21 protein-coding genes and 5 tRNA genes are annotated in these 25,126 nt (G+C 63.0%); 19 read left to right on the top strand and 7 right to left on the bottom strand.

Annotation, left to right across the window (positions count from 1 at the left end; all coding sequences use genetic code 11):
• The first annotated feature begins 168 nt into the window (after positions 1-168).
• From AC2T3R_RS19100 to astE, 7 genes are all read left to right on the top strand, one after another.
• Positions 169-1,389, top strand: a complete 1,221-nt coding sequence (locus AC2T3R_RS19100) for an aspartate aminotransferase family protein (protein ID WP_253138549.1) — start codon at positions 169-171, stop codon at positions 1,387-1,389.
• 146 nt (positions 1,390-1,535) lie between these two features.
• Positions 1,536-2,555: an arginine/ornithine succinyltransferase subunit alpha gene (gene aruF, locus AC2T3R_RS19095; protein ID WP_013973652.1), complete on the top strand. Its 1,020-nt coding sequence runs from the start codon at positions 1,536-1,538 to the stop codon at positions 2,553-2,555.
• A gap of 78 nt (positions 2,556-2,633) precedes the next feature.
• A complete protein-coding gene (gene astA, locus AC2T3R_RS19090) occupies positions 2,634-3,662 on the top strand; it encodes an arginine N-succinyltransferase (RefSeq protein WP_013973651.1) in 1,029 nt (342 codons plus the stop codon).
• Entirely contained in the window at positions 3,663-5,126 is a 1,464-nt protein-coding gene (gene astD / locus AC2T3R_RS19085; protein WP_486744112.1) for a succinylglutamate-semialdehyde dehydrogenase, read from the top strand.
• A 23-nt stretch (positions 5,127-5,149) separates the two neighbouring features.
• On the top strand, positions 5,150-6,499 hold the full coding sequence (gene astB / locus AC2T3R_RS19080; protein ID WP_410952720.1) for an N-succinylarginine dihydrolase: 1,350 nt from the start codon (positions 5,150-5,152) through the stop codon (positions 6,497-6,499).
• Positions 6,500-6,513: 14 nt separating this feature from the next.
• A complete protein-coding gene (locus AC2T3R_RS19075) occupies positions 6,514-6,804 on the top strand; it encodes a topoisomerase II (protein ID WP_003256592.1) in 291 nt (96 codons plus the stop codon).
• A gap of 10 nt (positions 6,805-6,814) precedes the next feature.
• Complete coding sequence (gene astE, locus AC2T3R_RS19070) at positions 6,815-7,822, top strand: succinylglutamate desuccinylase (RefSeq protein WP_486744111.1); 1,008 nt, start codon at positions 6,815-6,817, stop codon at positions 7,820-7,822.
• A 21-nt stretch (positions 7,823-7,843) separates the two neighbouring features.
• Here astE and AC2T3R_RS19065 read toward each other — a convergent pair whose 3' ends face one another.
• The gene (locus AC2T3R_RS19065) at positions 7,844-9,124 is read right to left on the bottom strand and encodes a M91 family zinc metallopeptidase (RefSeq protein WP_486744110.1); all 1,281 of its coding nucleotides are present in this window, start codon (positions 9,122-9,124) and stop codon (positions 7,844-7,846) included.
• Between the two features lie 265 nt (positions 9,125-9,389).
• Between AC2T3R_RS19065 and alaS the strand changes: the two genes are divergently transcribed.
• From alaS to mgtE, 8 genes are all read left to right on the top strand, one after another.
• The gene (gene alaS / locus AC2T3R_RS19060; protein ID WP_015271263.1) at positions 9,390-12,014 is read left to right on the top strand and encodes an alanine--tRNA ligase; all 2,625 of its coding nucleotides are present in this window, start codon (positions 9,390-9,392) and stop codon (positions 12,012-12,014) included.
• A gap of 84 nt (positions 12,015-12,098) precedes the next feature.
• Complete coding sequence (locus tag AC2T3R_RS19055) at positions 12,099-13,334, top strand: aspartate kinase (RefSeq protein ID WP_013973645.1); 1,236 nt, start codon at positions 12,099-12,101, stop codon at positions 13,332-13,334.
• 165 nt (positions 13,335-13,499) lie between these two features.
• Positions 13,500-13,688, top strand: coding sequence for a carbon storage regulator CsrA (gene csrA, locus AC2T3R_RS19050; protein ID WP_003254503.1), 189 nt, complete (start codon positions 13,500-13,502; stop codon positions 13,686-13,688).
• A gap of 72 nt (positions 13,689-13,760) precedes the next feature.
• Positions 13,761-13,851, top strand: a tRNA-Ser gene (locus AC2T3R_RS19045).
• Positions 13,852-13,957: 106 nt separating this feature from the next.
• Positions 13,958-14,034 (top strand) — tRNA-Arg (locus tag AC2T3R_RS19040).
• A gap of 71 nt (positions 14,035-14,105) precedes the next feature.
• A tRNA-Arg gene (locus tag AC2T3R_RS19035) sits at positions 14,106-14,182 on the top strand.
• Between the two features lie 72 nt (positions 14,183-14,254).
• Positions 14,255-14,331: transfer RNA gene (locus tag AC2T3R_RS19030), tRNA-Arg, on the top strand.
• 531 nt (positions 14,332-14,862) lie between these two features.
• Positions 14,863-16,305: a magnesium transporter gene (gene mgtE, locus AC2T3R_RS19025; RefSeq protein ID WP_039612614.1), complete on the top strand. Its 1,443-nt coding sequence runs from the start codon at positions 14,863-14,865 to the stop codon at positions 16,303-16,305.
• 210 nt (positions 16,306-16,515) lie between these two features.
• Here the strand turns inward: mgtE and AC2T3R_RS19020 are convergent, their stop codons facing one another.
• Complete coding sequence (locus tag AC2T3R_RS19020; protein ID WP_015271261.1) at positions 16,516-16,842, bottom strand: Arc family DNA-binding protein; 327 nt, start codon at positions 16,840-16,842, stop codon at positions 16,516-16,518.
• 344 nt (positions 16,843-17,186) lie between these two features.
• Here AC2T3R_RS19020 and phnN point away from each other — a divergent pair, with 344 nt between their 5' ends.
• Positions 17,187-17,780: a phosphonate metabolism protein/1,5-bisphosphokinase (PRPP-forming) PhnN gene (phnN, locus tag AC2T3R_RS19015; RefSeq protein ID WP_054573231.1), complete on the top strand. Its 594-nt coding sequence runs from the start codon at positions 17,187-17,189 to the stop codon at positions 17,778-17,780.
• A gap of 111 nt (positions 17,781-17,891) precedes the next feature.
• Positions 17,892-17,968, top strand: a tRNA-Arg gene (locus AC2T3R_RS19010).
• A 74-nt stretch (positions 17,969-18,042) separates the two neighbouring features.
• On the opposite strand, the gene AC2T3R_RS19005 is transcribed toward AC2T3R_RS19010, so the two are convergent.
• Together AC2T3R_RS19005 and AC2T3R_RS19000 are read right to left on the bottom strand one after the other, a co-directional pair.
• Positions 18,043-18,369 carry an AzlD domain-containing protein gene (locus AC2T3R_RS19005; RefSeq protein ID WP_486744109.1) on the bottom strand — a complete coding sequence of 109 codons (327 nt, stop codon included), beginning with the start codon at positions 18,367-18,369 and terminating at the stop codon, positions 18,043-18,045.
• Positions 18,366-19,100 (bottom strand): AzlC family ABC transporter permease, encoded by a 735-nt coding sequence (locus AC2T3R_RS19000; RefSeq protein WP_486744108.1) that lies wholly within the window; start codon positions 19,098-19,100, stop codon positions 18,366-18,368. Before AC2T3R_RS19000 ends, AC2T3R_RS19005 begins: the two co-directional genes overlap by 4 nt.
• A gap of 121 nt (positions 19,101-19,221) precedes the next feature.
• Here AC2T3R_RS19000 and AC2T3R_RS18995 point away from each other — a divergent pair, with 121 nt between their 5' ends.
• Entirely contained in the window at positions 19,222-20,100 is an 879-nt protein-coding gene (locus AC2T3R_RS18995) for a LysR family transcriptional regulator (protein WP_486744107.1), read from the top strand.
• A gap of 93 nt (positions 20,101-20,193) precedes the next feature.
• Positions 20,194-21,192 carry a sensor domain-containing diguanylate cyclase gene (locus AC2T3R_RS18990; protein ID WP_367069735.1) on the top strand — a complete coding sequence of 333 codons (999 nt, stop codon included), beginning with the start codon at positions 20,194-20,196 and terminating at the stop codon, positions 21,190-21,192.
• Between the two features lie 206 nt (positions 21,193-21,398).
• Here the strand turns inward: AC2T3R_RS18990 and lpdA are convergent, their stop codons facing one another.
• Genes lpdA through AC2T3R_RS18975 form a run of 3 tightly spaced genes read right to left on the bottom strand, consistent with a single transcriptional unit; the run spans position 21,399 to position 25,126 of the window.
• Positions 21,399-22,778, bottom strand: coding sequence for a dihydrolipoyl dehydrogenase (gene lpdA, locus AC2T3R_RS18985; protein ID WP_038410063.1), 1,380 nt, complete (start codon positions 22,776-22,778; stop codon positions 21,399-21,401).
• Between the two features lie 2 nt (positions 22,779-22,780).
• Positions 22,781-24,067, bottom strand: a complete 1,287-nt coding sequence (locus tag AC2T3R_RS18980; RefSeq protein ID WP_486744106.1) for a dihydrolipoamide acetyltransferase family protein — start codon at positions 24,065-24,067, stop codon at positions 22,781-22,783.
• On the bottom strand, positions 24,068-25,126 hold the full coding sequence (locus AC2T3R_RS18975; protein ID WP_015271253.1) for an alpha-ketoacid dehydrogenase subunit beta: 1,059 nt from the start codon (positions 25,124-25,126) through the stop codon (positions 24,068-24,070).

The following is a 25,126-nucleotide window of genomic DNA, read 5'->3' as shown; positions in this document are numbered from 1 at the left end:
CACTGCGCGATTGCGACAGTGTTTGTCGCATTGCCGAAAGCCTTGTCAAAACTGGGTTTTGCGCTGTAACAAGTTGTCGCTTGGCCGCAAGGACAGGCGCGGATCAGTCCTTACAATCCCCCCATCGCTCGCCACTTCCAGGCCAGCGTTCCTCTTCAGGAGACTCAGATGTCCGTTGAGCAAGCCCCGGTGCAACGTGCCGATTTCGACCAGGTCATGGTCCCCAACTATTCTCCGGCGGCCTTCATTCCTGTGCGAGGCGAGGGCTCCCGTGTCTGGGACCAGTCGGGTCGCGAATTGATCGATTTTGCCGGTGGCATCGCGGTCAACGCCCTGGGCCACTGCCACCCGGCACTGGTCAAGGCCCTGACCGAGCAGGCCAATACCCTCTGGCACGTATCCAACGTGTTCACCAACGAGCCGGCCCTGCGCCTGGCCCGCAAGCTGGTGGACGCCACCTTTGCCGACCGTGCGTTCTTCTGCAACTCCGGCGCTGAGTCCAACGAGGCCGCCTTCAAGCTGGCCCGTCGTGTTGCCCACGACCGCTTCGGCCCGGAAAAGCACGAAATCATCGCCACCGTGAACAGCTTCCACGGCCGTACCCTGTTCACCGTAAGCGTCGGTGGCCAGCCGAAGTACTCCGATGGTTTCGGCCCGAAGATCACCGGCATCAGCCATGTGCCGTACAACGACCTGGAAGCGCTGAAGGCACAGATTTCCGACAAGACCTGCGCCGTGGTGATCGAGCCGATCCAGGGCGAGAGCGGCGTGGTGCCGGCCGACAAGGCCTACCTGGAAGGCGCGCGCAAACTGTGTGACGAGCACAACGCCCTGCTGATCTTCGACGAAGTGCAGACCGGCGTTGGCCGTACCGGTTCGCTGTATGCCTACCAGCACTACGGTGTTACCCCGGACATCCTGACCAGCGCCAAGAGCCTGGGCGGTGGTTTCCCGATCGGTGCCATGCTGACCACCACCGAACTGGCCAAGCACTTGGCCGTCGGCACCCACGGCACCACCTACGGCGGCAACCCGCTGGGCTGCGCCGTCGCCTGCGCGGTGCTGGACGTGGTCAACACCCCGGAAACCCTGGCCGGTATCAAGGCCAAGCATGAGCGCTTCAAGGTCCGCCTGGAGCAGATCGGCCAGAAGTACAACCTGTTCAGCCAGGTGCGTGGCGTTGGCCTGCTGCTGGGCTGCGTGCTGACCGAGGCCTGGAAAGGCAAGGCCAAGGATGTGCTCAACGCCGCCGAGAAAGAAGGCGTGATGGTGCTGCAGGCCGGCCCGGATGTGGTCCGCTTCGCGCCAAGCCTGGTAGTTGAAGACGCCGACATCGACGAAGGCCTGGACCGCTTCGAGCGCGCCGTGGCCACCCTGACCAAGGGCTGATCCGCCCGCGGTCCCTTTGCCGGCCACGGTGCAGGCTCAGCCCGAGTCTGTACCGGGCCGGTGATACCCGATTCCAGTGCAGGTGCCAGTGCACCTGCCGTTTTTCCGTGCCGCCGTGAGCGGCCCGATTCCAAAGGAGTGACACCATGCTGGTGATGCGCCCCGCGCAAATGGCTGATCTGAACGAAGTGCAGCGCATGGCTGCAGACAGCCCCATTGGTGTCACCTCGCTGCCGGACGACACCGCTCGCCTGGGCGACAAGATCGCCGCATCCGAGACTTCCTTCGCCGCCGAGGTCAGCTTCAACGGTGAAGAAAGCTACTTCTTCGTACTCGAGGACAGTGAAACCGGCAAGCTGGCCGGTTGCTCGGCCATCGTCGCTTCAGCGGGCTACTCCGAGCCGTTCTACAGCTTTCGTAACGAGACCTTCGTGCACGCCTCGCGCGAGCTGAAGATCCACAACAAGATCCATGTGCTGTCGCTGTGCCATGACCTGACCGGCAACAGCTTGCTGACCAGCTTCTATGTGCTGCCGGAACTGGTGAACAGTGGCTGGGCCGAGCTCAATTCGCGTGGCCGCCTGCTGTTCATGGCCGCTCACCCGGAGCGTTTCGCCGACTCGGTGGTGACCGAGATCGTCGGCTACAGCGACGAGCAGGGCGAATCGCCGTTCTGGGATGCAATCGGCCGCAACTTCTTCGACCTCAACTACGCCGACGCCGAGCGCCTGTGCGGCCTGAAGAGCCGCACCTTCCTCGCCGAACTGATGCCGCACTACCCGATCTACGTGCCGCTGCTGCCTGACCTGGCTCAGGAAGCCATGGGCCAGGTGCACCCGCGGGCGCAGATTACCTTCGACATCCTCATGCGCGAAGGCTTCGAGACCGAGCACTACATCGACATCTTCGACGGTGGCCCGACCCTGCATGCGCGTACCTCGGGTATCCGCTCGATCGCCCAGAGCCGGGTTGTGCCGGTGAGGCTCGAGGAAGCCCCGGTCAAGGGCGGGCGCCCGTACCTGGTGTGCAACGGCCAGTTGCAGGACTACCGCGCGGTGCTGCTGGACCTGGACTGGGTGCCCGGCAAGCCGGTCAGCCTGAGCCCGGCAGCCGCCGAGGCGCTGGGGGTGGGCGAGGGTGCCAGCGTGCGCCTGGTTGCGGTCTGAGGTCTGGCAACAGACGTTTCGGGATTGATGCGTTAGAAGAGTTTCGCGCCGGCCGCCGCCGCCGCAAAAGGAGATAGCATGATCGTTCGTCCTGTACGCAGCAGCGATTTGCCTGCGTTGATCGAATTGGCACGCAGCACCGGTACCACCGGGCTGACCACGCTGCCGGCCAACGAAGAGCGCCTGGGGCATCGCGTTGGCTGGGCGGAGAAGAGCTTCCGCGGCGAAGCCGAGCGTGGCGACACCGACTACCTGTTCGTGCTGGAAAACGACGAAGGCATGGTGGTGGGCATCAGTGCCATCGCCGGTGCCGTCGGCCTGCGCGAGCCCTGGTACAACTATCGGGTCGGGCTGACCGTCAGCGCCTCGCAGGAGCTGAAGATCTACCGCGAAATCCCCACCCTGTTCCTGGCCAACGACCTGACCGGCAACTCCGAGCTGTGCTCGCTGTTCCTGCGCAGCGACTACCGCTCCGGCCTCAACGGCCGCCTGCTGTCGCGGGCGCGCATGCTGTTCATCGCCGAGTTCCCCGAGCTGTTCGGCAAGAAGATCATCGCCGAAATGCGCGGCATGTCCGACGAGCAGGGCCGCTCGCCGTTCTGGGAAAGCCTGGGTCGGCACTTCTTCAAGATGGAGTTCAGCCAGGCCGACTACCTCACCGGCGTGGGCAACAAGTCGTTCATTGCCGAACTCATGCCGAAGTTCCCGCTGTACACCTGCTTCCTGTCCGAGGCGGCGCGCAACGTGATCGGCCGCGTGCACAAGGACACCGAGCCGGCGCTGGCCATGCTCAAGCAGGAAGGCTTCAACTACCAGGGCTACGTCGACATCTTCGACGCCGGCCCCGCCATCGAGTGCGACACCTCCAGGATCCGCGCCGTGCGCGAGAGCCAGACCCTGGTGCTGGCGGTGGGCACGCCGGGCGATGACGCGACGCCTTACATCATCCACAACCGCAAGCGCGACGACTGCCGCATCACGGCCGCACCTGCGCGGCTGGCTGCCGGTACCCTGGTGGTCGACCCCTTGACCGCCAAACGCCTGCGCATGGGCGCCGGCGACAATGTGCGCGCCGTGCCGCTGTCGGCAAGCCGGGAGGCCCAGTAAATGACCACGCATTACATCGCAGGCAATTGGCAGGTTGGCAAGGGCGAAACCCTGCAGTCGCTCAACCCGGTGACGCAAGCCGTCGTCTGGCAGGGGCAGGGTGCTGACACCAGCCAGGTGGATGCCGCCGTGCAGGCTGCGCGTCAGGCCTTCCCGGCCTGGGCGCAATTGAGCCTGGAGGCGCGTATCGAAGTGCTGGAGAAGTTCGCCGCGCAACTGAAAGCGCATGCCGAAGCCATGGCCCAGTGCATCGGCGAGGAAACCGGCAAGCCCCTGTGGGAGTCGGCGACCGAAGTCACCAGCATGATCAACAAGGTCGCGATCTCGGTGCAGAGCTACCGCGAGCGCACCGGCGAAAAGAGCGGCCCGCTGGCCGATGCCACGGCCGTGCTGCGGCACAAGCCCCATGGCGTGGTGGCGGTGTTCGGCCCGTACAACTTCCCTGGTCACCTGCCCAATGGCCATATCGTGCCAGCGCTGCTGGCTGGCAACTGCGTGGTGTTCAAGCCCAGTGAGCTGACGCCCAAGGTGGCCGAACTGACCGTCAATTGCTGGATTGCCGCCGGACTGCCGGCGGGTGTGCTCAACCTGGTGCAGGGTGCGCGCGAAACGGGTGTGGCGCTGGCCGCCAACCCAGGTATCGATGGCTTGTTCTTCACCGGCTCCAGCCGCACCGGCAACCTGCTGCACCAGCAGTTCGCCGGCCGCCCGGACAAGATCCTGGCCCTGGAAATGGGCGGTAACAACCCGCTGGTGGTGGACGAGGTCAAGGACCTCGATGCGGCGGTGTACACCATTGTCCAGTCGGCGTTCATTTCCGCCGGCCAGCGCTGCACCTGCGCCCGTCGTCTGCTGGTGCCGCAAGGCGCTTGGGGTGATGCGCTGATCGCGCGCCTGGTCGAGGTGAGCAGATCCATCACGGTCGGGGCGTTCGACCAGCAGCCGGCGCCGTTCATGGGTTCGGTGATCTCGCTGCAGGCGGCGCGGGCGCTGATTGCGGCCCAGGCCGAACTGGTCGCCAAGGGTGCTGTGAAGCTGCTGGAAATGACCCAGCCGCAGGCCGACGCCGCACTGCTGACCCCAGGCATTGTCGATGTCACCGCTGTGGCCGAGCGCCCGGACGAAGAGTTCTTCGGCCCGCTGCTGCAGGTGATCCGCTATGCCGACTTCGATGCCGCCATCGATGAGGCCAACAACACCCAGTACGGCCTGGCCGCCGGCTTGCTGTCCGACTCCCACGCCCGTTACCAGTACTTCTGGTTGCGCAGCCGCGCCGGCATCGTCAACTGGAACAAGCAACTGACCGGTGCCGCCAGCAGTGCGCCGTTCGGCGGCGTGGGCGCCAGTGGCAACCACCGCGCCAGCGCCTATTACGCAGCGGATTACTGCGCTTACCCCGTTGCTTCGCTGGAGACCGCCAGCCTTGCCTTGCCGGCAACCTTGACGCCGGGCGTCACCCTATAACAACAGGTCACGGAGCCTAGCCGATGAAATCCTACGAAGTGAATTTTGATGGCCTGGTGGGGCCTACCCACAACTATGGCGGCCTGTCCTACGGCAACGTGGCTTCGCAGAGCAACAGCCAGCAGGGTTCCAACCCGCGCGAAGCCGCGCGCCAGGGCCTGGCGAAGATGAAAGCGCTGGCCGACATGGGCTTCAAGCAGGGCGTGCTGGCACCGCAGGAGCGCCCGGACGTGGCTGCACTGCGCCGCCTGGGCTTCAGCGGCAGCGATGCCGAAGTGATCCAGCGTGCCGCCAAGGAGGCCATGCCATTGCTGGTGGCCAGTTGCTCGGCTTCGAGCATGTGGGTGGCCAACGCCGCCACGGTCAGCCCCAGTGCCGACACTGCCGATGGCCGCGTGCATTTCACTGCTGCCAACCTCAACTGCAAGTACCACCGCAGCATCGAGCACCCGACCACCAGCCGCGTGCTGGGGGCCATGTTCAGCAACGACAAGCACTTTGCCCACCACGCGGCACTGCCTGCCGTGGCACAGTTCGGTGACGAGGGGGCGGCCAACCACACGCGCTTCTGCCGTACGTATGGCGAGGCCGGCGTGGAGTTCTTCGTCTACGGCCGCAGCGCCTTCGATAGCCGCTACCCGGCGCCGCAGAAGTACCCGGCCCGGCAGACCCTGGAAGCCTCCCAGGCCGTGGCCCGGCTGCATGGCCTGAGCGATGACGGCGTGGTCTACGCTCAACAGAACCCGGCGGTAATCGACCAGGGCGTGTTCCACAACGATGTGATTGCGGTGGGCAACGGCGAGGTGCTGTTCTACCACGAGGACGCTTTCCTCGAGACGGACGCGGTACTTGGCCAGCTGCGAGCTAAACTGGCCAGCAAGGGTGGCAACTTCCAGGCCATCTGCGTGCCGCGGGCGGCGGTGACGGTAGAGGACGCGGTGCGTTCATACCTGTTCAACAGCCAGTTGCTCAGCCGCGACGACGGCTCCATGCTGCTGGTGGTGCCGGAAGAGTGCCGCAACAACGAGCGGGTCTGGGCCTATCTGGGCCAGTTGACCAGCCAGGGCGGCCCGGTGCGGGAGGTGAAAGTGTTCGACCTCAAGCAGAGCATGCAGAACGGCGGTGGGCCGGCTTGCCTGCGTTTGCGCGTGGCGTTGAAGGAAACGGAACTGGCAGCGGTCAACCAAGGCGTTATCATGACCGCCTCGCTGTACGACACCCTGTTGCAGTGGGTCGACAAGCATTACCGCGATCGCCTTGGCGAGGCAGACCTGGCCGACCCGCAATTGCTGGTGGAATGCCGTACGGCACTGGACGAATTGACCCAGATCCTGAAGTTGGGCTCGGTGTATCCGTTCCAACGCCAACCTTGAAGAGAGACTTTGCAATGACCGACGCCCTGCGCCTTATCCTGGAAGATGAAGACGGCACTCAGCTGGAAACTTCCTGCACCCGCTTTGCCGTTGTCTGGCAAGGCAAGGAAGTGTGGATTCAGCAGGATGGTCGTGGCCAGCTGCTGATCGGCGTGGATGTCGAGGAAGACGACACCGAGTACGCCAACCTGCTGCTGCGCCCGATGGCCACCAACCTGGTCAGCCTGCAGCTGGAAATGGAACCGGCGGAGGTCGGCGAAGACGACGATCACGTCCATGGCCCCGATTGCGGCCACCACCACTAAGGAAGTACCTATGCTCGCCCTTGGCAAATTGCTTGAGCTGACCCTCACCGATCACGAACCGGCCGAGAAGACCCAAGTGACACCCAAGGGCGCGCGTTTGCGCTGGCTGGGGGAGGGCGCGCTCGAAGTGCGCCCGGCCGAAAGCGAGGATTGCGGGCTGGACCTGCTGCTGTCCGCCGGCATCCACGGCAACGAAACGGCGCCGATCGAGTTGCTCGAGCGGCTGTTGCATGGCGTGGCCAACGGCAAGATCAAACCCAAGGCCCGGGTGCTTTTCCTGTTTGGCAACCCCGCAGCGATCCGCAAGGGCGAGCGCTTCATCGAGCAGGACATCAACCGCCTGTTCAACGGCCGCCATGAGCTGTCCAGTGGCTTCGAGGCATTGCGTGCCGCCGAGCTGGAACAGTTCGCCCGGGTGTTCTTCAGCAAGGCGGGGCGTAGCCGCCTGCACTACGACTTGCATACCGCCATCCGCGGCTCGAAGATCGAGCAGTTCGCCTTGTACCCTTATAAAGAGGGGCGCAAGCATTCCCGTCGCGAGCTGGCACGCCTGGCGGCGGCGGGCATGGAGGCGGTGTTGTTGCAGAGCAAGTCTTCCATCACTTTCAGCGCCTTCACCTACGAGCAGTTGGAGGCCGAAGCCTTCACCCTGGAGTTGGGCAAGGCCCGCCCGTTCGGCCAGAACGAGGAGGTCAACCTCGACAAGCTGGAGGAGCGGCTGATCAGCATCATCGAAAACACCGAGCCCGAAGACGAAGGCTCGCTGGATGGCCTGCAGCTGTTCAGCGTTTCCCGCGAGATCATCAAGCACAGCGACAGCTTCCACCTGCACCTGCCTGCAGACATCGAGAACTTCTCCGAGCTGAGCAAGGGCTACTTGCTGGCCGAGGACCTGGCCGAGACGCGTTGGGTGGTCGAGGAGGAGGGCGCGCGCATCATCTTCCCCAACCCCAAGGTCAAGAATGGCCTCAGGGCGGGGATTCTGATCGTGCCCGACTCCGGCCAGCGATTAGGCTGAGCTGGCCCGGATAGCCTGGGTTCACGGCTGTGTGCGCAGCTCCAGTTGCAACGCCTGACGCAGCCCGTTTTCAGTGAAGGCGGGTGGGTTGGTGTTCAGGGCGGTGCTGCCGCCGAATGTGAACCTGCAATCGGTGGGCAAGCCGATGCTCTGTAGCAGCAGGTTGTCCACCGGATAGGCGCCGTTTTTGCCTTGAACCTCGGTCTGGCCCGGAAACACGGTGCCTGACATCGAGTTCCAGCCTTGGCACAGGCAGCGGTACAGGTCGAGTAGTGGCAGTTGCGCAGCGGTCGACCAGCCTGGGTTGTATGCCAGGGTGCCGCCGCTGTAGCCCCAGCTACTCTGGTTTTCGTCGATGATGAAGTGGCCTTCGTCTTCATCTTCTTCGTGGTCGCTGGGTGTATAGGTCGTGAATTGGTGTCTGGCTGCTTCGATCACGCTGATCGGGGCTCCGGACTGCCCGGCCTTTTTATCCAGGGCCGCCAGTAGCGCCTGGCCGCAGGGTAGTTTGCGCAGCAGTTCCAGCGCATCCTCTGCCGCTTGCCTGAATTGGTCGCTACCCGTCACTTGCACGCCGATATTGCCCAGAGCCTGATGTTCGGCCATCACGGGTCGGGCCAGTCGTGCATCGTTTTCGGCATTGCGGTAGAGCTCGACCCTGGATGACTCGCGGCCAAGCAGGCGGTGCCCTGTGACGTTGACAACCGCGTCGCCCTTGTCGATGAGCACCGGGCCGCTACCGACCACAATCTGGTGCGTGCCGGTATGGGCGTCGATGTGGACGATACCTGCGCCGGTCTCGATCTTGTTGCCGCTCCCTATCATGTCGATCAGCACCGTCTTCTTCACCTCCGGGGCGATGACCACGTGGTGATTGCCATCGGTGAGGCGAATGGCAATGGCTTGGGCGGTATGCGCGGGGACCATGAATACCGCATCGTTGATGGTCGCTTCCAGCAGGCATTCGCGAGGGGCGATACGTAGGCGCTTTTGCTGTTCATTCGCGCGCAGCGCACGCGGGGCCACGTTGAACACCAGCAGCTCGCTGTTCTGGGTGCTGCGGCGATAGCGCCGCCCCAATGGATAGGCGCGTTCGAGGGTGATTCGCACATTTTCGTCGGCCTGGATGTACTTGACCTCGGTCTGCTGCCGAGGGTTGTCTTCGTTATTGTCGAAGGCGGTTTGCGAGTGGCCGGGTTCCCGGGCGTCGATGTAGTAGATCGGTCTCGGGTTGGCCTGCATGATGCCGTGGGGTAGCGGATGCGGGTCCGAGTGGAGTTTGGATATGTTCAGCTCAGGCATGGAGTGCTCCGGCAGCGAGGGTGGGCCGGCAGGATCCCGTTCCACTGCCCGGGTCAGGTGTTGCTTATGTACCGCATGGGTGGGCCCGCAGGTCTGCTTTTCCGCCCTGGCCGTGCTAATGAACGGCTTTTCATCCGCCGATTGCTGTTCTGGTGTACAAACACACTGTATCTCCCGTTCAGGCTGGATATAATGGCGCCCTTTGCCGTCGTTTCGTCGATTCGACGTATTAGCCCAAACGGCCGCCGTTTCCGTGGAAGAACCTATGAAAAGCGCAGAAATCCGTGAAGCCTTCCTTCGCTTCTTCGAAGAGCAGGGACATACCCGAGTCGCCTCCAGTTCGCTGATCCCGAACAACGACCCGACCCTGCTGTTCACCAATGCCGGCATGAACCAGTTCAAGGACTGCTTCCTCGGTGCGGAGAAGCGTGCCTACACGCGTGCCGTCAGCAGCCAGAAGTGCGTGCGCGCAGGCGGCAAGCACAACGACCTGGAAAACGTCGGTTACACCGCGCGTCACCACACCTTCTTCGAAATGCTGGGCAACTTCAGCTTCGGTGACTACTTCAAGCGCGACGCGATCACTTTCGCCTGGACCTTCCTGACTTCGGAAAAATGGCTGAACCTGCCCAAGGAAAAGCTCTGGGTCACCGTCTACGCCACTGACGACGAAGCCTACGATATCTGGACCAAGGAAGTCGGCGTGCCGGCCGAGCGCATGGTGCGCATCGGCGACAACAAGGGCGCCCCGTACGCTTCCGACAACTTCTGGACCATGGGCGACACCGGCCCATGCGGCCCGTGCACCGAGATCTTCTACGACCACGGCCCGGACATCTGGGGCGGCCCGCCCGGCTCGCCGGAAGAAGACGGCGATCGCTACATCGAGATCTGGAACAACGTCTTCATGCAGTTCAACCGCACCGCCGACGGCGTGCTGCACCCGCTGCCAGCGCCGTCTGTGGACACCGGCATGGGCCTGGAGCGCGTCAGCGCCGTGCTGCAGCACGTGCACTCGAACTACGAGATCGACCTGTTCCAGAACCTGCTGTCGGCCGCGGCCAAGGCCATCGGTTGCAGCAATGAGGGCCAGGCCTCGCTGAAAGTGGTCGCCGACCACATCCGTTCGTGCGGCTTCCTGATCGCCGACGGCGTGCTGCCGTCCAACGAAGGCCGTGGCTACGTGCTGCGCCGCATCATTCGCCGCGCCTGCCGCCACGGTAACAAGCTGGGCGCCAAAGGCAGCTTCTTCTACCAGATCGTTGCCGCGCTGGTCGCTGAAATGGGCGAGGCCTTCCCGGAACTGAACAGCCAGCAGGCGCACATCGAGCGCGTGCTCAAGGCTGAAGAAGAACAGTTCGCCAAGACCCTGGAGCAGGGCCTGCGCATCCTCGAGCAGGACCTGGCCCAGCTCGAGGGTGATGTGGTGCCGGGCGACGTGGTGTTCAAGCTGTACGACACCTACGGCTTCCCGATGGACCTGACCGCCGACATCGCCCGTGAGCGCGAGCTGACCATCGACGAAGCCGGTTTCGAGCGCGAGATGGACGCCCAGCGTGAACGTGCCCGTTCCGCCAGCGCCTTCGGCATGGACTACAACAGCCTGGTCAAGGTCGACAGCGCCACCGAGTTCCTCGGCTACGAGGCCACCGAAGGCCAGGGCAAGATCATCGCCCTGTACAAGGACGGCCAGGCCGTCGACCAGCTGGGTGAAGGCGAGCAGGGCGTGGTCGTGCTCGACCGCACGCCGTTCTACGCCGAATCCGGTGGCCAGGTGGGTGACACCGGTTACCTGCAGGCTGGCGCTGCGCGCTTCGACGTGCGCGACACCACCAAGACCGGTGGTGCCTTCCTGCACCACGGCGTGGTTGCCAGCGGTGCGCTGGTGATCGGCTCCCCGGTCGAGGCCAAGGTCGATGCCGACGTGCAGCACGCCACCTCGCTGAACCACTCCGCCACCCACCTGCTGCACGAAGCGCTGCGCCAGGTACTGGGCGAACACGTACAGCAGAAAGGCTCGCTGGTCGACAGCCAGCGCCTGCGTTTCGACTTCAGCCACTTCGAGGCGGTGAAACCGGAGCAGATCAAGGCCCTGGAAGACATCGTCAACCGTGAAGTGCGCAAGAACACTGCGGTGGAAACCGAACTGACCGACATCGAAACCGCCAAGGCCAAGGGTGCCATGGCGCTGTTCGGCGAGAAGTACGGCGACACCGTGCGTGTGCTGAGCATGGGCGGCGATTTCTCGGTGGAGCTGTGCGGCGGTATCCACGCCAAGCGCACCGGTGACATCAGCCTGTTCAAGATCATCAGCGAAGGCGGCGTGGCCTCTGGCGTGCGCCGTATCGAAGCGGTCACCGGCGCTGCTGCGCTGGCCTACCTGAACGCTGCCGAAGAGCAGGTCAAGGAAGCCGCGCAGCTGGTGAAGGGTAACCGCGACAACCTGATCGACAAGCTGTCGGCTGTGCTCGAGCGCAACCGCCAGCTGGAGAAGCAGCTGGAACAGCTGCAGGCCAAGGCCGCCAGCGCCGCCGGGGATGATCTCTCCAACGCGGCCGTTGAGGTCAAGGGCGCCAAGGTGCTCGCCGCCCGCCTGGATGGACAGGATGGCAAGGCACTGCTGGCGCTGGTCGATCAGCTGAAGAACAAGCTCGGCCACGCAGTGATCCTGCTGGGCAGCGAGCATGAGGGCAAGGTTGTGCTGGTGGCCGGCGTGACCAAGGACCTCTCCAGCCAACTCAAGGCTGGCGATCTGATGAAACAAGCCGCTGCGGCGGTGGGTGGCAAGGGCGGTGGTCGTCCGGACATGGCTCAGGGTGGCGGCGTCGACGTCGCCGCACTGGACCAGGCTCTGGCGCTGGCCGTGCCATTCGCAGAGCAGGGACTTTGAGATGAGGGGGCCGGCGGTCTAGTCGCCGGCCTCTTCATGTTGGATTGTTTTTTGGGGCCCTGTATGGGCTGAGGCACCATTGAAATGGCGTTGATCGTACAGAAATTTGGCGGCACCTCTGTCGGTTCCATCGAGCGGATCGAGCAGGTAGCCGATAAGGTCAAGAAACACCGTGAAGCGGGCGACGACCTGGTGGTTGTGCTGTCGGCAATGAGCGGTGAAACCAATCGCCTGATCGACCTGGCCAAGCAGATCACCGATCAGCCGGTTCCGCGTGAGCTGGACGTGATCGTGTCGACCGGTGAGCAGGTCACCATTGCCTTGCTGACCATGGCCTTGATCAAGCGCGGCGTGCCAGCGGTGTCCTACACCGGCAACCAGGTGCGCATTCTCACCGACAGCGCACACAACAAGGCGCGCATCCTGCAGATCGACGACCAGAAGATTCGTGCCGACCTCAAGGAAGGCCGCGTGGTCGTGGTAGCAGGCTTCCAGGGCGTCGACGAGCATGGCAGCATCACCACGCTTGGCCGTGGCGGCTCCGACACCACGGGTGTGGCCCTGGCGGCTGCGCTGAAGGCTGACGAGTGCCAGATCTACACCGACGTCGATGGCGTCTACACCACCGACCCGCGTGTTGTGCCGCAGGCCCAGCGCCTGGAGAAGATCACCTTCGAAGAGATGCTGGAAATGGCCAGCCTCGGTTCCAAGGTGCTGCAGATCCGTTCGGTGGAATTCGCCGGCAAGTACAACGTTCCGCTGCGCGTGCTGCACAGCTTCAAGGAGGGTCCGGGTACCCTCATTACCATTGATGAAGAGGAATCCATGGAACAGCCGATCATTTCCGGTATCGCCTTCAACCGTGATGAAGCCAAGCTGACCATTCGCGGCGTGCCGGACACCCCGGGCGTGGCCTTCAAGATCCTCGGCCCGATCAGTGCCTCGAACATCGAGGTCGACATGATCGTGCAGAACGTTGCCCACGATAACACCACCGACTTCACCTTCACCGTGCACCGCAACGAGTACGAGAAGGCGCAGAGCGTGCTGGAAAACACTGCCCGCGAAATCGGTGCCCGTGAAGTGATCGGCGACACCAAGATCGCCAAGGTCTCGATCGTCGGCGTCGGCATGCGTTCGCACGCCGGTGTTGCCAGCCGCATGTTCGAAGCCCTGGCCAAGGAGAGCATCAACATCCAGATGATCTCCACCTCCGAGATCAAGGTTTCGGTCGTGATCGAAGAGAAGTACCTGGAGCTGGCCGTACGCGCGCTGCACACCGCGTTCGAGCTCGACGCTCCGGCACGACAGAGCGAGTAATACGCTGCCTGGAAGGGCGCGGCTTGCCGCGCCCTTCGCGTTTCTGCTCGCCACGCAGGCCCGTCCTGCCCTGTGTGGCGATCAACCGGGCCCAGGTCGTCGTCCACGACCAGGCCTCGACACCCAAGACTGTTACCCCTGAATGTTTTGCGTAAGGAGAAAGCTATGTTGATTCTGACTCGTCGGTGCGCCGAGAGCCTGATCATTGGAGACGGCGAGATCACCGTGACGGTGCTCGGCGTAAAAGGCAACCAGGTGCGTATTGGCGTCAGCGCCCCGAAAGAAGTGGCTGTGCACCGCGAGGAAATCTACCTGCGGATCAAGAAAGAGAAGGACGAGGAGCCAAGCCTTTAATTTTTTTGAAGTTTTTTTCAAAAAAAGGGTTGCAAACGAGGAAGAGCCTGTTTAATATTCGCCTCGTGTTGCGGTGAGGTGGCCGAGTGGCCGAAGGCGCTCCCCTGCTAAGGGAGTATACCTCATAAGGGTATCGGGGGTTCGAATCCCCCCTTCACCGCCATTATTCGCTTAGGGCGCTGTAAACGGTAAGAACGCTAAGTAGTTGATTTTAAACGAAAAAGTTCTTGCAAAAATGTTTCAGCGACCTATAATGCGCGGCAAGACACGGACTCATAGCTCAGCTGGATAGAGTACTCGGCTACGAACCGAGCGGTCGGAGGTTCGAATCCTCCTGAGTCCGCCACTTTTGAAGTGGCTTTGCTTGCAAGGCTGCTTCAATTAACCAGTGGTAATCTGGTCTAAAACTACCATCGCGGACTCATAGCTCAGCTGGATAGAGTACTCGGCTACGAACCGAGCGGTCGCAGGTTCGAATCCTGCTGAGTCCGCCACTTTTTGAAGTGGTTCTGCTTGCAAAGGCACTTCAACCAACCAGTGGTAATCTGGTCTAAAAATACCACCACGGACTCATAGCTCAGCTGGATAGAGTACTCGGCTACGAACCGAGCGGTCGGAGGTTCGAATCCTCCTGAGTCCGCCACACCAAATCAAGAAGCCCGCTCAATTGAGCGGGCTTTTTGTTTTTCTACGCCAATGAATTGTTGCTGATGTCGATCTACGCTCTTCTGTAATGACTGTGGTGTAGCTTGGGGTCGCCATGCGGCCCATCGCCGGCAAGCCAGCTCCCACAGGGACAACACAGTCCAGAGAGCAGCGCGATACCTGTGGGAGCTGGCTTGCCGGCGAAAGGGCTGCAAAGCAGCCCCGAATTCGATCAGGTATCGCATACACATCCAGGCACACAACAAATGTGCTTTAACCGCCAGACCCACCGTCGCACTGATAGCTTCGAGCGTTGTCCCAGCTTTATCACGCAAACGATTGTTCTGGCCAAAAATTTTAAGCGATCTGACAGCTTTAGCAGTGTATGATTGCGCCCGTCAGCCCCGCCGGGGCTTGTGGAAAACCACCATGGACTTACCCAGTAGTTACTCGCTAACAAGATTCATACAGAAAGATCTGACCGATTGATTCTCCCGGCGTGCTCCGCTGCTGGGAGTGGAGTTCGCCTATGACTGAAGTAGAAGTAAAAAAAGCGCAGGAAAGCCTGCAGGACCGCCTGGCCCAGGTGGTCGAACTGCTGCAGCGCCAGCGCGTGGTAGAAGACCTGACCCACCGTCAGGAAGGCGCCCACCACGACCTGGTGGAAAACCTGGTCCACCGCCAGAACCTCGTCGAGCTGCAGCGCAAACTCGACGACCTGCACCCCGCCGACATCGCCTACATCCTCGAAGCCTTGCCCCTGGAAGACCGCCTGACGGTCTGGCAGCTGGTGCGCTCGGATCGCGATGGCGACATCCTGCTGGAAGTGTCCGACGCCGTGCGGCAATCGCTGATCGCCGACATGGACGATCACGAGCTGCTCGCCGCCGCCAAGGAAATGGACGCCGACGAGCTGGCCGACCTGGCTCCAGAGCTGCCGCGTGACGTTGTTCACGAGCTGATGGAAACCCTCGATGCCCAGCAACGCGAGCGCGTGCGTTCGGCGCTTAGCTACGACGAGGAGCAGGTTGGTGCGCTGATGGACTTCGAGATGGTCACCATCCGCGAAGACGTCAGCCTGGAAGTGGTGTTGCGCTACCTGCGCCGCCTGAAAGAGCTGCCGAACCACACCGACAAACTCTTCGTGGTCGACTATGACGGCATTCTCAAGGGCGTATTGCCGATCAAGCGCCTGCTTGTCAACGACCCGGAGAAGAAGGTGGCGGAGGTCATGGCGACCGATCCGGTCTCCTTCCACCCCGAGGAAGATGCCTATGATGCGGCGCAGGCCTTCGAGCGTTATGACCTGGTATCTGCGCCAGTTGTGGACAAGAACGAACGCCTGATCGGCCGCTTGACCATCGACGAAATGGTCGACCTGATTCGTGAGGAAAGCGAAAGCGAAGTGCTGAACATGGCCGGTTTGCGCGAGGAAGAAGACATCTTCGCCTCGGTCTGGCGTTCGCTGCGCAACCGCTGGGCCTGGTTGGCCATCAACCTGATTACCGCTTTCGTTGCCTCGCGAGTGATCGGCCTGTTCGAAGGTTCGATCGAGAAACTGGTGGCCCTGGCTGCGCTGATGCCGATCGTGGCGGGTATTGGTGGCAACTCCGGTAACCAGACCATCACCATGATCGTGCGCGCCATGGCGCTGGACCAGGTGTCGCCGGGCAACACCAGCCGCCTGATGCGCAAGGAGCTGGCGGTATCGCTGCTCAACGGCCTGATCTGGGGCGGGGTGATCGGTGCGGTGGCGTTCTGGCTGTATGGCAGCTGGTCGTTGGGCCTGGTGATGACTGCGGCGATGACCTTGAACCTGCTGTTGGCGGCCTTGATGGGGGTGTTGATCCCGATGACCCTGACACGCCTGGGGCGCGACCCGGCGATGGGCTCTAGCGTGATGATTACAGCGGTGACCGACAGTGGTGGGTTCTTCATCTTCCTCGGGCTGGCCACGCTGTTCCTGCTGTAGCCCACGGTCCCCTGTAGGAGCGGCCTTGTGTCGCGATGGGCCGCACAGCGGCCCCAACAATCTCCGCAGCGCTGGTGAAATCCTGGGGCCGCTGTGCGGCCCATCGCGACACAAGGCCGCTCCTACAAACAAACGGATCGCGTCTCTTGCAGGGACGCCACCTACAAAAAAGCCAGCTTACGCTGGCTTTTTTGTGTTCGGCTGCAAACCTCAGGAGGCGTCGGCAGCCATTTCCACATCGTGAGCGATCAGGGCCACCAGCGCGTTCTGCTGGCGGTGCGACAGTTGGCGGAAGCGTTGCAGCAATTCGCGTTCATGCAGGGACAGTTCGGGGCTGTCCAGGCGCATGCTCAAATCGTCACCCAGCGCACCTTCCTGGATAAGGCTCTGTTCCAGGCGCGCGATGATTTCGGAGTTCATGCTGCGGTGATGGTTGCGCGCTACCTCGGCAATGCGCTCACGCATCCCGTCGGGCAGGCGGACGACGAACTTGTCAGCGGTGCGGCTCGAATAAATAGCCTGTTTCATTGGGCGCATATAAATTGACCAGATTTTGGTTCAGGGGAAGCGGTTCTCAAATTGGCCGCACGGGGTGGTAGTACGACCGTGGCGACGACGAAATGTTCAACCGTCTGTGAAAAATGGATGCTCATCTTGCCTCATGGTCGCCGTTTCCTTGGCGTCAATTCTGTGACAAATAGTGAGCCGGATAAAGGCTTTGTGCCAGTACCAATTATCAGAAATGAGTACTGGTTTGAAAAGTTTTACATGCACCGGCTTGCCCAATCGTCAGACTTTTGCCGTCAAAAACTGGTAAAACGCAGCAAAAGCCCGGGAAAGTCCATAGAATGTGCCGGTTCCCTCCATAGAGCATAGTGGCTATGCAACATGACGCAAGCGACCGCCAATCAGGCACAGGCCGGTTGATATATCTGGTAGGACCGTCGGGTTCCGGGAAAGATTCCCTGATTGACGCTTCCCGTCAGCGGCTTTCAGCCGCCGGGGTGGAAATCGCTCGTCGCGTCATTACCCGTTCGGCTGAAGCCAAGGGCGAAGCCGCCCATGGCGTAACGGCCGAACAGTTCGAAGCAATGCGAGCACAGGGTGCGTTCGCCATGCATTGGCGCGCCAATGGCCTGGATTACGGCATTCCACTGCAGGTGGATCAGTGGCTGGCGGCGGGCAGGTCGGTGCTGGTGAATGGTTCGCGGGCTTATCTCGCCGAGGCGCGCCGGCGCTACCCGAACTTGTTGGCAGTGCTGGTGGAGGTCAGGCACGGAGTGCTGCGCGAGCGCCTGTTGGCCCGCGGCCGGGAAAGCGCAGAGGAAATCGAGCAGCGCCTGGCACGTAATGCACGCTTGCAGGCGCTGGCTGATCCGTCGCTGCATGTGCTGGACAACTCCACAACTCTGGAAACCGCAGTCGCGGCATTGTTCACGCTGCTGCATGATGAAGGTGTGCTGCCGCAGGTGTAGCATTGGCAGAAAAGGATTACGCGAAAAAGCCCGCTTGAGGCATGACAAACGCCAGCATGCTGGTTAACATGCTGGCCGTCCTGCTGTGCAGCGTTCGCTGCCGGCACTTGCGTCTCAGTAGCTCAATTGGATAGAGCATCCCCCTCCTAAGGGGAAGGTTGCAGGTTCAATTCCTGCCTGGGACGCCATTTCCTTTCGTTCCCTTACCGCGTTCACCCGGTGTTGGTGACGCGAAATCGGGAAGCCTTGAACCTGCGTATTCCTACATCCCCAGATGCTTCAAGGCCCACAGCATTCCCATTCCCACAATCAGCGTCAGCATCGTGCTGCGCGTACGCCACGCCACCAGCGCGGCAAGTATCGCCGCTGGTATCTGTGGGTTCATCCAGTCGAACCCCGCCTGCCGGTCCGGGAATACCACGGCCGGCAGTACCAATGCGGCCAACACGCTGGCTGGCACATACGCCAGGGCGCGGCGAAACAGTGGGGGGATGCGCAATGCCGTGTGCAACTCGATGAACGACAGGCGGATGGCGAAGGTGCCCAGGCCGATCAGAATGAAGGTCATCCACTGGGTCGTTTCGCTCATGATGCTTCCTGCTCGGTATTGGCTTCTGCCGCAGTTTGCTGTTTTTGCCAGTTCTCGATGGCTAGCCCAGCGACGATGCCGCCCAGCGCGCCAGCTAGCAGGCCGAGGTTGTAGGGCAGGTCGACGGCCAGTACGGCGAGCACACCGCCGGTCAGCGCTGCGCCAAGCGTGGCTGCATTGCGAATGCCAGGTATCAACAGGGCCAGGAACGAGAGGGGGATGGCAAAGCCGAGCGACCAGTCTTCAGGAATGCTCGCTCCCAGATACATGCCCGCCAGCACCGAGAGGTTCCAGCCGAAGAACATGGTGATTGCCGTACCGGCATAGTAGGGGTAGGCATACTGTCCCAGCCCGCCCGTGCCCATCTTCAGCATGCACAGGGCGAAGGACTGGTCCGACAGCATGTACGCCATCGGCCACCTGCGGCGGCGGGGCAACTGGCCCAGGTGCGGGGCCAGGCTGGCGCTGTACATCAGGAAGCGCAGGTTGATCACCAGCGCGGTGACTACCATGGTCACCGGCAGGGCGGCGCTTTGCATCAACTGCATCACCACCATCTGCGCCGAACCGGAGTAGAACAGCAAGGTCATGCCGATGGCATCGGTTGGCGACAGGCCCATGCCGATCGCCGTGACCCCGGTGATCAGGCCGAAGGGCACTATGCCGGAGGTCAATGGCAGGGCGCTGCGGGCGCCTTGCCTGAACGCTTGGAGCGCGCTTGGATACGGCATTTGAAATCCTTGAAAGTGTGCAGGCGGTACAAGGGCGGCACGTCCACGTTAATGCGCGCGACAGTTGGCCACAACGCCAGATTTCTGGAATAGTAGGCCTAAAAAAAATAGGCCTGAAACCGTGTACCTCGATACTTCTACCCGGCACTCGCTGCAGCTCAATGCCTTGCGTGCCTTCGAAGCGTCAGCCCGCCTGGGCGGTTTCGCCCGTGCTGCACTCGAACTGAAGGTGACACCGGGGGCCATCGCCGCCCTGGTCAAGACCCTGGAGAACGAATACGGCGCGGCCTTGTTCGAGCGCCATGCCAAAGGCGTACGGCTGACGCCCTTGGGCGAAAGCGTGAAAGGCCAGTTCACCGAGGCATTCGACGCCGTGGAAGCCGCTGCGCGCGCACTGCGCCGCCTGGCGGCACCGCAGCGGGTGCATATCGTCACATCGCCTGCTCTGGCGCAGTTGTGGATCGGGCCACGCCTGCCGGAACTGACCCGCTTGCTGGCACCCATCGAGATCTCGGTGACTGCGGTGGATGAGCCGCCCAACCTGAAGCGCAGCCCGTTCGACCTGTGCCTGTTCTACACCGAAAAGCCCGAGCGCTGGCAACGCAGGATAGCCACGGAAGAAATCCTGCCCGTGTGCGTGCCGGCCCTGGCCACCAGCATCACCAAGCCCGAGGACCTTGCCGACGCCCGTTGCATCGCTGACGTGGGCTGGAACGACTGGGCGGTGTGGACGGGGGCAGTGATGCCCGGGCACAAGTTCGTTGCCCGTGGGCCGGGTTTTTCCCTGTACTCGATCGCCCTGCAGCAAGCCTTGCTGGCCGCCGGGGTGCTGATAGGGCGCAAAAGCCTGGTGCAGCGCTACCTGGACAGCGGTGAACTGGTCGCCCCCATCGACCGCGCTGTGCCACTGGGTGTGACCATCGCCGCATGGCGGCTGCCGGGTGCCAAGGGCAACCAGGTGGTTGCCGCGGTGGAGGAGGCGCTGTTGCATCTGGCTTGAGCGTCCTCGATCCATGCCTGCTCTCACAGCGCCGCAAAAACAGGGCGTCGGGTCTATTCTGTTCGGGTGCGCCAGCCGCCAGGGAGAGCGTCAATGAGTCAGGAAACCCGGCCGGTACCTGCCGGCTTCAGTGAACAGCAGTTGCGTACGTTGTTCGATCTTATCAGCGATGGTATCTGGGACTGGAATGCCAATACCGGCTACGTCTATCGCAACCCGGGCTGGTACGCCATGCTTGGCTACCCCAGCCACTCCATGGCCAACTCGGTGCTCACCTGGGAAAGCGTGATCCACCCGGAGGACTACCCACGGGTGATGGCGCATTTCGAGGCGTACATCAACCAGCGTAACGAGCACTATCTGGTCGAATACCGCTGCCGTTGCCAGGATGGCAGCTATCTGTGGATAGAAGACAGCGGTTACATCATCGCCCATAACGAGGACGGCTCGGTGGCGCGCATGCTTGGTGCCCACCGCAACATTGACGCCAACAAGCGCCTGGTGGCGCAACTGCAGCAGAGGAACCAGTCGCTGGAAAGCCAGGTGGCCGAACGCACTCGCGAGCTGTCCTGGGTGAACCAGCAGTTGCAGCGGCAGCTGGACGAAAACCGCGAGCTGGCCGAGCGTGATGCGTTGACCCGCATTGCCAATCGCTATCGGCTGGAGAAGGCGTTACAACTGGAGTGCGAGCGTGCCCAGCGCTTTCGCCAGCCGTTGTCGCTGATAGCCATGGACCTGGATGACTTCAAACCGATCAATGACCGCTATGGCCATGCCCATGGCGATGCGGCGCTGTTGCGGGTGGTCGACGTCCTGCGTGCCTGCCTGCGGGAGCAGGACCTGCTGGCGCGCTGGGGTGGGGACGAGTTCGTCATCGTATTGCCGCAGGCCTCGCTGGGCGAGGCGCTGGAGGTGGCTGCACGCTTGCGCCAGGCGATGGCGCAGATAGAGCCGGTGGGCGATTGCCGGCTGACCATGAGCTACGGTGTGGTGCAATGGGAGGAAGGGGAGGACCAGCATGCACTGCTGGCGCGTGCCGACAAGGCGCTGTACCGGGCCAAGGGGAACGGCAAGAACGCGATAGCCCAATAGATCGCGATCATTGTGGGAGCGGGCGCGCCCGCGAACACCGGCGGAGCCGGTGCCATACACCGTGTTGGGGGCTTCGCGGGCATGCCTGCTCCCACAGAGACCGCGGTGGTTTCAGGTTTTGTGTTGGACCGCCGTAAGGCCTGAATGAAAAAAGACCCGCAACGCCAGGGGCGCTGCGGGCCAAATCGGCCTCGGCCGCTTCAGTGTCAGATATGCAGGGCGTGGCCCAGCGCGCGCAGCGCCGCTTCCTGTACCGCCTCACCCAGTGTCGGGTGGGCATGGATGGTTCCGGCCACATCCTCCAGGCACGCGCCCATTTCCAGCGACTGGGCAAACGCCGTCGACAACTCGGAAACCGCCACGCCAACCGCCTGCCAACCCAGGATCAGGTGGTTGTCACGGCGCGCCACCACCCGCACGAAACCGCTTTTCGATTCCAGGCTCATGGCCCGGCCATTGGCGGCGAACGGGAACTGCGCGACGATGCAGTCCAGCCCTTGCTGGCTGGCTTGCTCCGGGGTCTTGCCGACCACCACCACTTCCGGGTCGGTGAAACACACCGCGGCGATCGCGCTGGGTTCGAAACGACGCGCCTTGCCGGCGATGATCTCGGCGACCATCTCGCCCTGGGCCATGGCCCGGTGCGCCAGCATCGGTTCGCCGGCCACGTCGCCGATGGCCCAGACGTTGCGCATGCTGGTCTGGCAGCGCTCGTCGATGGCGACGGCGGCGCCGTTCATCTTCAGGTCCAGGCACTCCAGGTTGAAACCTTGCGTGCGTGGCCGGCGGCCCACGGCCACCAGCACCTGGTCGGCTTCCAGGCGCAGTTGGCCGCCCTGGCCATCACGGGCCAGCAGGCAGCCGCCTTCGTAACCTTCGACGCTATGGCCCAGGTGCAGGGTGATGCCCAGCTTCTTCAGCGATTCGGCCACCGGGGCGGTCAGCTCGCTGTCGTAGGTTGGCAGGATGCGCTCGCGCGCCTCCACCACGCTGACCCGGGCGCCCAGCTTGCGGTAGGCGATGCCCAGCTCGAGGCCGATGTAGCCGCCGCCCACCACTACCAAGTGCTGCGGCAGGGTTTTCGGCGCCAGGGCTTCGGTCGAGGAAATGATCGGCCCACCCAGCGGCAGCATTGGCAGTTCGACGCTGCTGGAGCCAGTGGCCAGCAACAGGTGCTCGCACTGGATACGCTGGCCATCGACCTCGACCTGCTTGCCGTCGAGCACCTTCGCCCAGCCATGGATCACCTTGACCCCGTGCTTTTTCAGCAGCGCGGCGACGCCGGTGGTCAGGCGGTCGACGATGCCGTCCTTCCAGGCCACGCTCTGGCCGATGTCCAGGCGCGGCGAGGCGACGCTGATGCCCAGCTCCGACGGCCCGGCAAAGCGCGAGGTCTGGTGGAACTGCTCGGCCACGTGGATCAGCGCCTTGGACGGGATGCAGCCGATGTTCAGGCAGGTACCGCCCAGTGCCTGGCCTTCCACCAGCACGGTGGGGATGCCCAGTTGCCCGGCGCGGATGGCAGCCACGTAGCCGCCAGGGCCGCCGCCGATGATCAACAGGGTAGTCTGGATAGTCTGTTGCATGCTCACTCCACAAACAGGCAGGCGGGTTGTTCGAGCAGGCCGCGCACGGCCTGGATGAACAGCGCGGCGTCCATGCCATCGACCACGCGGTGGTCGAACGAGCTGGACAGGTTCATCATCTTGCGCACGACGATCTGGCCGTCGATCACCACAGGCCGCTCGACCATGCGGTTGACGCCGACGATCGCCACTTCCGGGGTGTTGACCACCGGCGTGCTGACGATGCCTCCCAGTGCGCCCAGGCTGGTCAGGGTGATGGTCGAACCGGACAGCTCATCGCGGCTTGCCTTGTTGTTGCGAGCAGCGTTGGCCAGGCGCGAGATCTCGCCGGCATTGCTCCACAGGCTGCCAGCTTCGGCATGGCGCAGTACCGGTACCATCAGGCCGTTGTCACCCTGGGTGGCGATGCCCACATGCACCGCGCCATGGCGGGTGATGACCTGGGCTTCGTCGTCATAGGTGGCGTTGATCTGCGGGAAGTCGCGCAGTGCCACGACCAGGGCGCGCACCAGGAACGGCAGCAGGGTCAGCTTGCCGCGGCTGTCGCCGTGCTTGCTGTTGAGCTGCTGGCGCAAGGCTTCCAGGGCGGTGACGTCGATTTCTTCCACATAGCTGAAGTGCGCGACGCGGCGCTTGGCGTCCTGCATGCGCTGGGCGATCTTGCGGCGCAGGCCGATCACCGGCACCTGCTCGCTGTCGGTGCGCTTGGCATAACCGCTCGGCGCTTGTCCGCCAGCGCTGTGCGGTTTGCTCATGAAGGCGTCGAGGTCTTCGTGCAGGATACGCCCGGCCGGGCCGCTGCCATGCACGTAACGCAGTTCGATACCGGCATCCAGGGCGCGCTTGCGCACCGCCGGGGAGGCCAGCGGCTTTTCGCCTGGCTGGCGCGGCACGATCGGGGCTGCCTCGTGGTTGACGGGCGCCTGGCACGCGGCCGGTCTTGCTTCCTTCTGCGGCTCTGGCTTGGCGGCTACCAGGGCAGCGGGGGCCTCGACCTGTTCGCGCTTGGGCGCATCCTTGGTGGGCACATCCACATGGTTGCCGCTGCCTTCCACTTCGATGCGGATCAGCTCGCTGCCGACCGCCATCACTTCACCGGGCTGCCCACCCAGTGCCAGCACCTTGCCGCTGACCGGCGAAGGGATTTCCACGGTGGCCTTGTCGGTCATGACGTCGGCCACCACCTGGTCTTCGGCGATCATGTCGCCGACCTTGACGAACCACTCGACCAACTCGACCTGCGCGATGCCTTCGCCAATGTCCGGCATCTTGATGACGTGCGTGCCCATTCAGACCTCCATGACCTTTTTCAATGCCGCACCTACCCGCGAAGGCCCTGGGAAGTAAGCCCATTCCTGTGCGTGGGGGTAGGGGGTGTCCCAACCGGTGACGCGCTCGATCGGCGCCTCCAGGTGGTGGAAGCAGTGTTCCTGTACCAGCGACACCAGTTCGGCGCCGAAGCCGCAGGTGCGGGTAGCTTCGTGTACCACCACGCAGCGGCCGGTCTTTTTCACCGACTCGACGATGGTCTCCAGGTCTAGCGGCCAGAGGCTGCGCAGGTCGATCACCTCGGCGTCGACGCCGGTTTCTTCGGCGGCCACCTGGGCCACGTACACCGTGGTGCCGTAGGTCAGCACGGTCACGTCATTGCCGGGGCGGGTAATGGCTGCCTTGTCCAGCGGCACGCTGTAGTAGCCATCGGGTACGGCGCTTTGCGGGTGCTTCGACCAGGGGGTGACAGGGCGGTCGTGGTGGCCGTCGAACGGGCCGTTGTACAGGCGCTTGGGCTCCAGGAAGATCACCGGGTCATCGCATTCGATCGAGGCGATCAGCAGGCCCTTGGCGTCATACGGGTTGGACGGCATGACAGTGCGCAGGCCGCACACCTGGGTGAACATCGCTTCCGGGCTCTGGCTGTGGGTCTGGCCACCATAGATCCCGCCACCGCAGGGCATGCGCAGGGTCAACGGGGCGATGAACTCGCCGGCCGAGCGGTAACGCAGGCGCGCCATCTCGGAAACGATCTGGTCGGAGGCCGGGTAGAAGTAGTCGGCGAACTGGATTTCCACTACCGGGCGCAAACCATAGGCACCCATGCCCACGGCGGTGCCGACGATGCCGCTCTCGGAGATCGGCGCGTCGAACACGCGGGACTTGCCGTACTTGTTCTGCAGGCCTTCGGTGCAGCGGAACACGCCGCCGAAGTAACCGACGTCCTGGCCGTAGATCACCACATTGTCGTCGCGCTCGAGCATGACATCCATGGCCGAGCGCAGGGCCTGGATCATGGTCATGGTAGTGGTGGCCATGGCGGTTTCCGGGTTGATGCTGTTGTTGTGGTCGTTCAT

It is taken from the genome of Pseudomonas sp. PVC-5-1 (assembly GCF_057444345.1).
Note: the sequence above shows the minus strand (reverse complement) of the source record. Positions and strands in the feature narration are given on the sequence as shown.

Coding starts and splice junctions, on each gene's coding strand:
- AC2T3R_RS19100 (WP_253138549.1), top strand. CDS start 169: ATGTCCGTTGAGCAAGCCCCGGTGCAACGTGCCGATTTCGACCAGGTC.
- aruF (WP_013973652.1), top strand. CDS start 1,536: ATGCTGGTGATGCGCCCCGCGCAAATGGCTGATCTGAACGAAGTGCAG.
- astA (WP_013973651.1), top strand. CDS start 2,634: ATGATCGTTCGTCCTGTACGCAGCAGCGATTTGCCTGCGTTGATCGAA.
- astD (WP_486744112.1), top strand. CDS start 3,663: ATGACCACGCATTACATCGCAGGCAATTGGCAGGTTGGCAAGGGCGAA.
- astB (WP_410952720.1), top strand. CDS start 5,150: ATGAAATCCTACGAAGTGAATTTTGATGGCCTGGTGGGGCCTACCCAC.
- AC2T3R_RS19075 (WP_003256592.1), top strand. CDS start 6,514: ATGACCGACGCCCTGCGCCTTATCCTGGAAGATGAAGACGGCACTCAG.
- astE (WP_486744111.1), top strand. CDS start 6,815: ATGCTCGCCCTTGGCAAATTGCTTGAGCTGACCCTCACCGATCACGAA.
- AC2T3R_RS19065 (WP_486744110.1), bottom strand. CDS start 9,124: ATGCCTGAGCTGAACATATCCAAACTCCACTCGGACCCGCATCCGCTA.
- alaS (WP_015271263.1), top strand. CDS start 9,390: ATGAAAAGCGCAGAAATCCGTGAAGCCTTCCTTCGCTTCTTCGAAGAG.
- AC2T3R_RS19055 (WP_013973645.1), top strand. CDS start 12,099: ATGGCGTTGATCGTACAGAAATTTGGCGGCACCTCTGTCGGTTCCATC.
- csrA (WP_003254503.1), top strand. CDS start 13,500: ATGTTGATTCTGACTCGTCGGTGCGCCGAGAGCCTGATCATTGGAGAC.
- mgtE (WP_039612614.1), top strand. CDS start 14,863: ATGACTGAAGTAGAAGTAAAAAAAGCGCAGGAAAGCCTGCAGGACCGC.
- AC2T3R_RS19020 (WP_015271261.1), bottom strand. CDS start 16,842: ATGCGCCCAATGAAACAGGCTATTTATTCGAGCCGCACCGCTGACAAG.
- phnN (WP_054573231.1), top strand. CDS start 17,187: ATGCAACATGACGCAAGCGACCGCCAATCAGGCACAGGCCGGTTGATA.
- AC2T3R_RS19005 (WP_486744109.1), bottom strand. CDS start 18,369: ATGAGCGAAACGACCCAGTGGATGACCTTCATTCTGATCGGCCTGGGC.
- AC2T3R_RS19000 (WP_486744108.1), bottom strand. CDS start 19,100: ATGCCGTATCCAAGCGCGCTCCAAGCGTTCAGGCAAGGCGCCCGCAGC.
- AC2T3R_RS18990 (WP_367069735.1), top strand. CDS start 20,194: ATGAGTCAGGAAACCCGGCCGGTACCTGCCGGCTTCAGTGAACAGCAG.
- lpdA (WP_038410063.1), bottom strand. CDS start 22,778: ATGCAACAGACTATCCAGACTACCCTGTTGATCATCGGCGGCGGCCCT.
- AC2T3R_RS18980 (WP_486744106.1), bottom strand. CDS start 24,067: ATGGGCACGCACGTCATCAAGATGCCGGACATTGGCGAAGGCATCGCG.
- AC2T3R_RS18975 (WP_015271253.1), bottom strand. CDS start 25,126: ATGAACGACCACAACAACAGCATCAACCCGGAAACCGCCATGGCCACC.